This is a genomic window from Algoriphagus sp. (assembly GCF_046296635.1).
Lineage (GTDB): Bacteria > Bacteroidota > Bacteroidia > Cytophagales > Cyclobacteriaceae > Algoriphagus.
The window spans coordinates 53,093-62,779 of record NZ_JBKBKZ010000005.1 but is presented as its reverse complement, the minus strand read 5'-3'; the positions used below and the strand labels follow the sequence as shown (position 1 = coordinate 62,779).

12 protein-coding genes are annotated in these 9,687 nt (G+C 39.7%); 3 read left to right on the top strand and 9 right to left on the bottom strand.

What is annotated here, in order from left to right; genetic code table 11:
• Positions 1 to 23 precede the first annotated feature (23 nt).
• On the bottom strand, positions 24 to 545 hold the full coding sequence (locus tag ACK4HU_RS05515; protein ID WP_409804072.1) for a hypothetical protein: 522 nt from the start codon (positions 543 to 545) through the stop codon (positions 24 to 26).
• 309 nt (positions 546 to 854) lie between these two features.
• On the opposite strand from ACK4HU_RS05515, the gene ACK4HU_RS05510 reads away from it, so the two are divergent.
• The 3 genes from ACK4HU_RS05510 to ACK4HU_RS05500 are packed head-to-tail and all read left to right on the top strand — an operon-like array spanning position 855 to position 2,922.
• The gene (locus tag ACK4HU_RS05510; RefSeq protein WP_409804070.1) at positions 855 to 1,706 is read left to right on the top strand and encodes a hydroxymethylglutaryl-CoA lyase; all 852 of its coding nucleotides are present in this window, start codon (positions 855 to 857) and stop codon (positions 1,704 to 1,706) included.
• Between the two features lie 3 nt (positions 1,707 to 1,709).
• Positions 1,710 to 2,261 carry a PepSY domain-containing protein gene (locus ACK4HU_RS05505; protein ID WP_409804068.1) on the top strand — a complete coding sequence of 184 codons (552 nt, stop codon included), beginning with the start codon at positions 1,710 to 1,712 and terminating at the stop codon, positions 2,259 to 2,261.
• A 58-nt stretch (positions 2,262 to 2,319) separates the two neighbouring features.
• A complete protein-coding gene (locus tag ACK4HU_RS05500) occupies positions 2,320 to 2,922 on the top strand; it encodes a Uma2 family endonuclease (protein WP_409804065.1) in 603 nt (200 codons plus the stop codon).
• A gap of 10 nt (positions 2,923 to 2,932) precedes the next feature.
• Here ACK4HU_RS05500 and dprA read toward each other — a convergent pair whose 3' ends face one another.
• From dprA to ACK4HU_RS05460, 8 genes are all read right to left on the bottom strand, one after another.
• Positions 2,933 to 4,060, bottom strand: coding sequence for a DNA-processing protein DprA (gene dprA / locus ACK4HU_RS05495; protein WP_409804062.1), 1,128 nt, complete (start codon positions 4,058 to 4,060; stop codon positions 2,933 to 2,935).
• Positions 4,032 to 4,385: a MerR family transcriptional regulator gene (locus tag ACK4HU_RS05490; protein WP_409804061.1), complete on the bottom strand. Its 354-nt coding sequence runs from the start codon at positions 4,383 to 4,385 to the stop codon at positions 4,032 to 4,034. The genes dprA and ACK4HU_RS05490 overlap by 29 nt, the downstream gene beginning before the upstream one ends.
• Before the next feature lie 134 nt (positions 4,386 to 4,519).
• A complete protein-coding gene (locus tag ACK4HU_RS05485; protein WP_409804059.1) occupies positions 4,520 to 5,224 on the bottom strand; it encodes a 16S rRNA (uracil(1498)-N(3))-methyltransferase in 705 nt (234 codons plus the stop codon).
• Between the two features lie 83 nt (positions 5,225 to 5,307).
• Positions 5,308 to 7,125: a DEAD/DEAH box helicase gene (locus tag ACK4HU_RS05480; protein ID WP_409804321.1), complete on the bottom strand. Its 1,818-nt coding sequence runs from the start codon at positions 7,123 to 7,125 to the stop codon at positions 5,308 to 5,310.
• Between the two features lie 421 nt (positions 7,126 to 7,546).
• A complete protein-coding gene (locus tag ACK4HU_RS05475) occupies positions 7,547 to 7,705 on the bottom strand; it encodes a hypothetical protein (protein WP_409804057.1) in 159 nt (52 codons plus the stop codon).
• A complete protein-coding gene (locus ACK4HU_RS05470) occupies positions 7,690 to 7,905 on the bottom strand; it encodes a hypothetical protein (protein WP_409804055.1) in 216 nt (71 codons plus the stop codon). The genes ACK4HU_RS05475 and ACK4HU_RS05470 overlap by 16 nt, the downstream gene beginning before the upstream one ends.
• Before the next feature lie 70 nt (positions 7,906 to 7,975).
• Positions 7,976 to 8,563, bottom strand: coding sequence for an ion transporter (locus tag ACK4HU_RS05465; protein ID WP_409804319.1), 588 nt, complete (start codon positions 8,561 to 8,563; stop codon positions 7,976 to 7,978).
• A gap of 329 nt (positions 8,564 to 8,892) precedes the next feature.
• Positions 8,893 to 9,684 (bottom strand): queuosine precursor transporter, encoded by a 792-nt coding sequence (locus ACK4HU_RS05460; protein ID WP_409804053.1) that lies wholly within the window; start codon positions 9,682 to 9,684, stop codon positions 8,893 to 8,895.
• Positions 9,685 to 9,687 lie beyond the last annotated feature (3 nt).

Sequence of the window (9,687 nt, the reverse complement as noted above, 5' to 3'; positions counted from 1 at the left end):
GGCTGAATTTTGGCTTTTTGAAATTAAGGCTTCCTAATTTCTACAAGCATCTTGTTGTATTTATCTCTAGTTGATTCTCCAAGGCTGTTCAAATTTTCATCCAACCAATCAAGGCTTCCCTTGGTAGTAGATTCAATGTTTTGGATAGTCAATTTTCTTTTGGCTGTCGGTTCTTTGGCCGTAGTTGCCCACCATTTTTCCACGTTCTGAAGGTGCATTTCAGCAGTTTTTTCAAAATTCTCTTCAGTTCGTTTTCCGTTTTCAATTAGTGTCGCGTAGCGGGATTCAATAATTTCAATCTCAGTTTTCTCAGCCTTTAAATCCGAATAGACTTTGATAGATCTTGACTCTAAACTGTCAAATCTGGAATCAATCGTCCTCCAGTCATGAGATGGAGTTACCTTAATCGCAGTCTCAACACTGTCTACAAAAGAATTTAATGCAGCAGTAGCAGTTACGCGGTCTTGTTCTGTGTATTTGTTTGTCTGGCAGGCAAAGACTGCAATGCAAGCAGTTCCTATAATTAATGTTGATTTGATTTTCATAAACTGTTTTTTTTAAGTAAAAAGAATTGATGGTATTGGGTATAAGTAGGCAATTGGTTCTCCAACTTTATATTTGAGGGCTAAAAAGGCGTTTATCTTCACATATTATCAGAATGGGAAGATTTCACCCCAAAAATCTGAATCAACTATATCACGTTTTCCGCAACAAACACCCCAATATTTCCCTATGTGGGATTATTTTTTATCTATTCGAAGATGGCTCGTATGTCAATTGACCCATAGAAACTGAAATTTTGCTTCGTAAGGAAAATTATTTCAGAGCTCCGTTGATCTTTCTTATTTTGGGAGATGATTAAACTGGTCGAATGTCCTCGGGATGCGATGCAAGGTCTTCCCAATTTTATAGATACTGCCATCAAGGCTGCATACATCAATCAATTGCTCGAAGTGGGCTTTGACACGATTGACTTTGGAAGCTTTGTGAGCCCAAAGGCAATTCCTCAAATGCGGGACACTGCCGAAGTTTTGGAATTACTCGATTTGCATGATTCCAAATCAAAGCTTTTGGCCATTGTGGCTAATACTAGGGGAGCGGAGGATGCGCTTCATTTTCAGGAAATTGACTATTTGGGCTTTCCCCTTTCTATTTCGGAGACTTTTCAGCAACGTAACACCAATGCAAGTATTAATGAGGCTTTGAAGACAGTAGAAGCGATTCAAAATTTTTGCGAAGCAAAGGGGAAAAAGCAGGTTGTCTATCTCAGTATGGGTTTTGGTAATCCGTATGGGGATCCCTATTCACCGGAATTGGTCGCTGAATTCGTAGAAAAGCTTGCCCAACTTCAGGTAGAAACCATCTCTTTGTCCGACACAATCGGAGTAGCTTCATCTGAATTGATTACCAACTTATTTGAAGTGCAGATTCAGGCCTTTCCGCATATTGAGTTTGGGGCACACCTTCACAGCAGACGGGAGTCGATTCAGGAAAAAGTGCTGGCAGGATTAAAAGGTGGGTGTAAACGATTCGATGGAGCTTTGAAAGGTTTCGGAGGTTGCCCTATGGCAAAGGATGAACTCGTAGGAAATATGGCAACTGAAGTGATGATTGAAACGCTCGAAAATGAAGGGTATTCTTTAGGGTTGAATAAATCAGAATTGCTTGAATCCATGAAGCTTACACAGTTTGTTTTTAACTCCTGATTGATGGCTGAATTTAAGATTCAAGGTAAAGTAAAATCATTACGTTGGCTGAGAACATTTCACCGTTGGATGGGAATTCCATTGATTGTGTTCTTTTTCATCATTGGTATTACATCGATTCTTTTAGCATGGAAAAAGAAAGCTGAATTGCTTCCTCCAACATTAAAAACGAAAATCGAGCAAGGTGAGTGGATTTCACCTTCGCTAATGGTGAGTATTGCAGAAAGTGAAATGCGAAAAATCGGAGAATCTTCTGAGGTGGATCGAATCGATATTCGACCGGATAAAGGTGTGGCGAAAGTGACCTTTAAGACCCATTTCACCGAAGTTCAATTGGATGGTCTTTCTGGAGAAGTGCTGTCAATTGACACTAGACATTCGGATTGGATCGAAAAAGTCCATGATGGAAGTATTGTTGATTTTTACTTTGGAGGGGATGAAGCTGCAAAGCTGACTTATTCGACGCTGACAGCTTTGGGCTTGATTCTAATGAGTTTGAGTGGGTTTTACTTATGGTATTATCCTAAAGTGATTCGGCGACTGAAGAGGAGATAGTCAGAATGAATTTTTCATAATCTACCTCGATATTTTTTAAATTTTGTAACTTTATTTTGTGGAGAATGAAGATAAACACCTTGTAAAAGAGCCAGATATAGAATATGGCCGCTACACCTACGCCGATTATTTGACATGGGAGATGGATGAGATGGTGGAACTGATCAAGGGTAAAGTATATAAGTGGGCGGCTGCTGCCCCAAGTACCAGTCATCAAAAGGTTTCACTCAAGCTTGGTTCTGCCTTTTTAATTTTTTTGAAAGGTAAGCCATGTCAGGTTTTCCAAGCACCATATGATGTGAGGCTTCCCGTGAAATCCAAAAAAAATCAGGATATAGAGACGGTACTTCAGCCAGACTTATGTGTGATCTGCGATGAAAGCAAAATAGACGATGCGGGTTGTATTGGCACTCCGGATTTGGTGGTTGAAATTCTTTCTCCCGGAAATAATAAAAAGGAACTAAGGTTGAAATACGCTGTCTATGAAGAGTCAGGAGTAAAGGAGTATTGGGTCATTCATCCAAATGAACAAACTCTTTTAATCTATTCCCTCGTTGATGGAAAATATCGATCTTCTAAATTATTTATCTCAGGAGATATTGTTGAATCTGCCTGCATTGAAGGATTCAGGCTTAATTTAGAGGAGATTTTTGAAGGTTAAATCGAGAAGTCTAAACCAATAATTTAAACTTCTTTCCTGGGAGGGATTTTACAATTCCTTCAAATTCAAGAGAAAGGAGTCTGGAAGAAAGCATTCCCAGCGGAATTTCTGTTTGGTAGCTGATTTGGTCGATTTCAGATTCTCCTTTCTCTAAAAGTAATTTTAGAATAACGGTGTCTTCTTTATCCCGACCTGCCAAGTCCAATTCTGGTTTCTTGATCTTTTCTTCACCGGGTTTGCTCCAAAAAAGTGCTTCAGCAATATCCCCAGGACCTGTGTAAATAGAGGCTTTCATTTTTCGAATCAGATGATTGCAGCCTTCAGAAAATGGGGATTGGAGATTTCCAGGTACTGCAAACACGTCTTTGTTATAAGAATAAGCAATTTCAGCTGTGATCAAAGCGCCACCTCTCTCTGCTGCTTCTACCACAATCAATGCATCTGAAAGACTGGCAATAATCCGATTTCTGGCAGGAAAATTTCCCGGAACCATCGTGCTTCCCGGCGCATATTCACTCATCAGGATTCCTGTCTCCTGAAGTTGCTCAGCAGTTTTCTTATGAACAGCCGGATAGACCTGAGTAATAGGTGAACCCATCACAGCAATAGTCGGGAGCCCTACTTGAAGTGCCGCCCGATGGGCTTCGATATCGATGCCATAAGCTAAACCGGAAACAATTACAGGCTGATAGGGCAGAAGATCATCGACTATTTTTCGTGTGATTGATTTCCCATAAGTTGTAGCACTTCGAGTTCCAACAATCCCCACACTTCGCTCAAAATTCAACTCCCCGTTCCCTTGTGTAAATAGGATTACTGGACCATCTTCCTGCATTTTGAGCCTTGATGGGAAGTTTGGGTCAGTGGAGCTAATGATTTTGAATCCTTTTTTTTCGCTGAGATTGATCAGGTCATCCGCGCTTTTAAGAAGTGATTCGGCTTGTTTTTGAATAGCTAAAAGTTTTTCTCCGACTCGTGGGATTTTCGAAGCTCTTCCTTTAGTAAGATTAAAAAATGCTTTGGCAGATCCGCTATAAGCCAATATTGCTTTGAATATTCCAGGTCCGACTTTTGGTGCCTGGGAAAGTGCCAAATGATAGCGAAGAATTTCAGGATCCGTTTCGGGTTTTAAGTTCATTCCTCAGATTGATTAAAAAGTCCTTGATTTCCTGAAGCTTCTGAACCGCTGCAACCTTGTCAAAGCCTTGGCTTTTACCTGCAGCTATCACTTCCTGTGCACCTTGAAGGGTATATCCTTTTTCCTTTACCAAATGATAGACGTATCTGATCTTTTGGATGTCATCTTTAGTGTAGCGTCGATTGCCTTTTTTGTCCTTTTTAGGACGGATAATATCAAACTCACCTTCCCAATACCGGATGAGCGAAGGAGCTACTTTGAACATTTCTCCAACTTCCCCAATGGAATAGTATTTCTTTTCTATTTCTCGCTCTTTGTACGGCACAGCAGTTTTTCTTAATGGTAATAACCCTCCAAGGGTTCGAAACTCTTGGAGGGTTTTCTTTGATATCTAAGTTAAAAAATTGATCGATTACTTCAAGGAATACTTTAATCTTCATCAATAAAAGAACGATAAATTCAGCGGTTTAGTACCTGAAGCATTTGAACCGCTGCCATTCCCGCTGTTTCAGTTCGTAGTCTACTGTTTCCAAGTGAAACAGGCTGAAATCCTGCCAAAATTGCTTCATTGATCTCTTTCGGGTCAAAATCTCCCTCAGGACCAATCAAAATCAAGTACTTTCCTCCTTGCTTGGCAATATCAAAAAGATGATTTTCATGATCTTCGTCGACATATGCAATGAATTTCTGATAACCCGAAAAATCTTTGGATTTGTAAATTTCGGTTAGCTTTTTAGTAGGATGTAAAGCTGGAATTCGATATTTCAAACTTTGCTTACAGGCCGAAATCACTTTTTTATTCAGCCGATCGGTTTTCAAAAAGCTTCGTTCGGAATTCATCGTCTCTAGCAGCGTCAACTCATGAAAACCTAATTCTGTGATTTTCTCTACCATCCACTCCATTCTGTCTGGACTTTTGGTTGGAGCAATTGCGATATGAATGTGAAAATCGTCTTCAGGAATTTCTGTCGAATTCAGGATTTTCAGACTCGTTTTTTTTTGATTTGCTTCCAAGATCACACAATCAAAGACCTGCCCATTTCCATTGGTCAGTCTAATTGGGTCACCTTGCTTTTTGCGCAGCACTTTTACCAGATGCCGAGATTCCTCCTCGTCGAGATAGGAGATGGGGAGTTCTATTTTTTCCTGAAAAAAAAGCTGCATACTAAAACTGAAAGATGAGGAAACAAAAAAAGCACTTTTCAATGAAGAAAAGTGCCTTTAAACTTTATTAACCTTAAATCTTATTAACCTTTAGAGATTTCCATGTTGACGGACTTTCCTTTGATTGTGTTGTTCTTCATTACTTTGATCACATGTTCTGCGTCTTTCTGAGGAACGTCCACGAAGGAGAAGTTGTCAAAGATATCGATGCCACCAATGCTTTTGCCCGGTACTCCGGTTTCTCCAGCAATTGCACCTACGATATCATTGGGACGGATTCTGTCTTTGTTTCCAAGATTTAGGAACAAGCGAGTCATATTTGCATCACGGGTTCTTTCTTCTCTTGGAGCACCTCTTCTTTCTCCGTCTCTTGGAGTGAATTCCTTACGATCGCCGAATCTTTCTCTGCGCTCGCCGCGGCCTTCGAAACGACCACCGCTTTCTCTTTCGCCCCTAGGGAAACGGTCAGAACCGCTTCTTTCGCCACGTCCGAAACGATCACCACGTCCGCCATCACGACCTCCGTCTCTTGATCCTTCTCTTCTGCGATCTCCACCACCATAAGTATCGATTCCGAAATCCTGCTCTTTCAATTCTTTCACGGTTTCACCCATGTTCATTTTGATCAAGCCAAGCGCAATCTGCTCGATAGTCAAGCCTTCAGTTAGCATTTGTCCAATAGTCGCTTCGAAAAGCTGATTATCTTCTTCAACTGCCAATACTCTATATACATCCTTCACCAATTGTGCTTTTTTCAGCTCAACTAGTTCAGTTACAGATGGAGGCGTCATTTTATTGATAGTAGCCTTGGTGAAACGTTCCAAATCTCTAAGTTTCATTGTTTCTCTTCGACCTGTGATGAACGTAATCGCAGTACCTGACTTACCGGCACGACCTGTACGGCCGATTCTGTGTACGTAATATTCCTCATCCAATGGAAGGTCGTAATTGAATACTGCCTCTACATTGTCCACGTCAATACCACGAGCAGCTACGTCAGTTGCTACCAAAACTGAGCAAAGTCCCTTACGGAATTTACCCATTACTTTGTCTCTCTGGGCCTGAGAAAGGTCACCATGAAGTGCCTCCGCTAAGATGCCTCTAGCACCCAATGCTTCAGTCACTTCATCCGTCATACGCTTGGTGTTACAGAACACTACGCTAAGTGCGTAATTGTTGATGTTCATCAAGCGAGTCATCAATTCCATTTTCAAAGACGGCTTTACTTCGTAGTAAACCTGCTCGATTTTAGCAACAGTCAGCTCGTTTTTAGCGACTTTGATGATTTCAGGATTAGTTTGATATTTTCTGGTTAGGTCCAAGATTGGCTTAGCCATAGTTGCAGAGAAAAAGACAGTTTGTCTTTCCGCAGGCATTTCCGAAAGGATTGCCTCGATGTCATCTCTGAAACCCATGTCCAGCATTTCGTCAGCCTCATCCAATACGATGATGCCGATGCTGTCAAGCTTCAATGTGCCTCTGTTGATGTGATCTTGAACACGTCCTGGAGTACCGACCACGATCTGAACTCCTTTACGAAGTACTCTGATCTGCCTATCAATAGATTCTCCACCGTAGATCGCAACCGAGTTGATGCCTCTGTGATACTTGGATAGTTTTTGAATTTCTCCTTCTACCTGAACCGCAAGTTCGCGGGTAGGGCAAAGGATGATTGCCTGTGGCTTGTTTAATTCTGAATCGACAAGGTCGATGATTGGAATTGCAAAAGCAGCAGTTTTACCGGTTCCGGTTTGAGCCTGACCGATAAGATCGCGTCCTTCCAATACGAAAGGAATAGCCTGTAATTGAATTGGGGAAGGGGTTGTATAACCCATTTCTTCCACTGCCCGCAAGATTTCTCCCGAAATCCCCAGGTCTGAGAATTGTGTTGTGATTTCCATGATGTTGTCCTTACTTTTTCTTGCCATGTTATCCTAAATCCCAGACAAGCGACAGTAAGGAATCACGGCACGAAAAATATTCTTGTCAAAATTGACGATGCAAAAGTAAGACCAATAATTTTAGATTCCAACCTTGGTCCAAAAGTTTTTAGAATATTCTTTATAATTGAAGGATTAAAAGCAAAATAAATTTGGTTTCAATCGATTTCGGAAGTCAGTAATGTGGATTTGTTCTGCTTCAAATAAAATTATCTCTAAGAAATTAAAGCAATAACAGCATTTACAACCTTTTTTCTCATCGATAAAGTAATCTGTCCTACTTTATAAAGAATGATTGATTGGTCTGCTGTAAAAAGTCTATTGGGCCGAATATTACTTGATTTAAATAATTCACCTTCGATTATTTCTGTTTCTGTTAATTCTAATGCCCAGCTGTCGTGATTTTGGATGTGATTTGACAAAGTAAATAATCTCCATTTTCTGCGTAGGCAAGGACTAATGCCGGTCTTCGTTTTGTAGCGCTTAGGTCAGAAAATGGAAAATTTACCGCAACGATATCACCTTTCACAAACTTTTCCATGCTTCTTCCTCTTCTTTAGACAACCAATCTTTGGCCAGAGTTTTTTCTGATAGTCTGTATGTTTCAATAGGTTCGTTTACTTCATCTTTTAAAAGTTCGGATTCTAGAAACGAATGAATTTCTTTTTTTTCTTGATTGGAAAGTTTGCTTAATGACTTTAGCAAGACTTCTAAAGATATATTTAGCGCAAGTGTTGTCATAAGTTAAAGTTAATTTTTATTCAGTTAAAAATTAATTTTTTGGCTTGTGAAGTTTTTTTAGCCTTATAAATCACCCTGAAATTTGTCTTTCAATAATCTTTCTAAGCGCAATCACTTCTGATTTTAACTCTCTAATTTCCTTTGCCCCTGCAATGGGGGCATCTACTTCTTCAGCATCACGACCGATAAAATAAGTCGCAAAGGTGGCCGTAAAGTATCCAAATATGCTAAATCCAAAAACCGAAATCAGGAAGCCTAAGCCCCGACCTTCGGGAGTTGAGGGGCTAAATTCATTGTTTGTGGTAATTACTCTCAATGCTGTCCACCAAAGTGACAACCAATAGCTGGTGAAGCCCGGAGTTGTTTTTTCAAGAGCAAACATACCCGCTGCTCCGGTAAATGTGACGATCAAAGTTGTAATCATAACATACCCAAAAGCACGGCGTTGCATCGTTTTTCCTAAGCTTCGTAAACTTCTGTTGATCGAAGAAACGAGTCGCACCAGCCTTAATCCTTGTAAACTTCTCAGAAGCCTAACAAAACTAAAAATCCTAAATACACGCAAAGCTGGAATGAATAGGGAAATGGTTGTTAACCAGTTTTTTTTGAGAAATGCGAGTTTTTCTGGAGCGAGAATGATCTTGATCAGAAAATCAATAATGAATAATCCCTAGATGCTGAGACTTATATATTCAAGGATCTTGTTTATGCCCCATATCAGTTCGATAATCAATAGAACAAGCCAAACAAAGCCTAAAAAAATCATTGGTGCTTCAAGAATATTCTCTATCGATCTGAGTAATTTTTTCCGTTCATTGATAATTTCAGATTTCATGGCTTTAGATTTTATGCTTATGGAACAATCTCACGAATGTTTTAAAAGCTAATTCCAAGCCATTAAAAAGTTTAAACGGATCTTTGCTTTTTTTTGAAATCCTTCAATCCATGTTTTAAATTAGAATAGATCATTAAAATTTTCCTCTGTTTCTACAAAAATGACCGATCCTCACTCGCTTCTTTAGTCATATTCTCTGCTAGTTCTTTTCCCAGATAGTTATCAATCAATCCGTGGCCAACATAAAGGAGTGGAGTCAAAAAAATCGCTACTGTAAACTTGTAAAAGTAATTTATCAAGCCGACCGCAATAATTTGGTTGATGCTCCAATTACCGAAAACATAAAAAGCAATTCCAAGGACTACAAATGAATCAAAAAACTGAGATACCAAAGTAGAACCAGTCGCTCTAAGCCAAATCATCTTAGGACCGGTCACTGCCCGCAGTTTTTGAAATACAAATACGTCAATCAATTGTCCCAATAAGAATGCGGTCAAAGATCCTACAATGATTCCTAGTCCCTGTCGAAAAATTGTGTTAAACGCATAATTGATATCAAATCCATCGCCGGTGGGTGTTTGAGAATTGACATCCAACCAAAAGTCGGCAGGTACTAAAATGGTAACTATGCTAATAATCACAAAAACATATGCAATCAGTCCCGCTGTAATAAAACTGATCTTCTTGACGCCCTTTTTCCCAAAATATTCATTGATTATATCTGTAGTAATAAAAACAATGGGCCAAATCACCGCCCCAGCAGTGAGATTAAAATCCAAGACATATTCTCCAAAGAAAGTCCAGTTGACAGGATTAAATCCCAACGTTTTTTCCCCCGAGAAAATCTTCACTCCGATGATTTCTGCAAGGATCGCATTAGTCAAAAAGATCGATCCAAGAATAATAAAAAGGTTTGTCTTTCGGCTTTGCTGAATTTTATTCATTTG

Coding starts and splice junctions, on each gene's coding strand:
- ACK4HU_RS05475 (WP_409804057.1), bottom strand. CDS start 7,705: ATGGAAAAGTTTGTGAAAGGTGATATCGTTGCGGTAAATTTTCCATTT.
- ACK4HU_RS05485 (WP_409804059.1), bottom strand. CDS start 5,224: ATGCAGCTTTTTTTTCAGGAAAAAATAGAACTCCCCATCTCCTATCTC.
- ACK4HU_RS05510 (WP_409804070.1), top strand. CDS start 855: ATGATTAAACTGGTCGAATGTCCTCGGGATGCGATGCAAGGTCTTCCC.
- ACK4HU_RS05515 (WP_409804072.1), bottom strand. CDS start 545: ATGAAAATCAAATCAACATTAATTATAGGAACTGCTTGCATTGCAGTC.
- ACK4HU_RS05505 (WP_409804068.1), top strand. CDS start 1,710: ATGGCTGAATTTAAGATTCAAGGTAAAGTAAAATCATTACGTTGGCTG.
- ACK4HU_RS05460 (WP_409804053.1), bottom strand. CDS start 9,684: ATGAATAAAATTCAGCAAAGCCGAAAGACAAACCTTTTTATTATTCTT.
- ACK4HU_RS05470 (WP_409804055.1), bottom strand. CDS start 7,905: ATGACAACACTTGCGCTAAATATATCTTTAGAAGTCTTGCTAAAGTCA.
- dprA (WP_409804062.1), bottom strand. CDS start 4,060: ATGAACTTAAAACCCGAAACGGATCCTGAAATTCTTCGCTATCATTTG.
- ACK4HU_RS05480 (WP_409804321.1), bottom strand. CDS start 7,125: ATGGAAATCACAACACAATTCTCAGACCTGGGGATTTCGGGAGAAATC.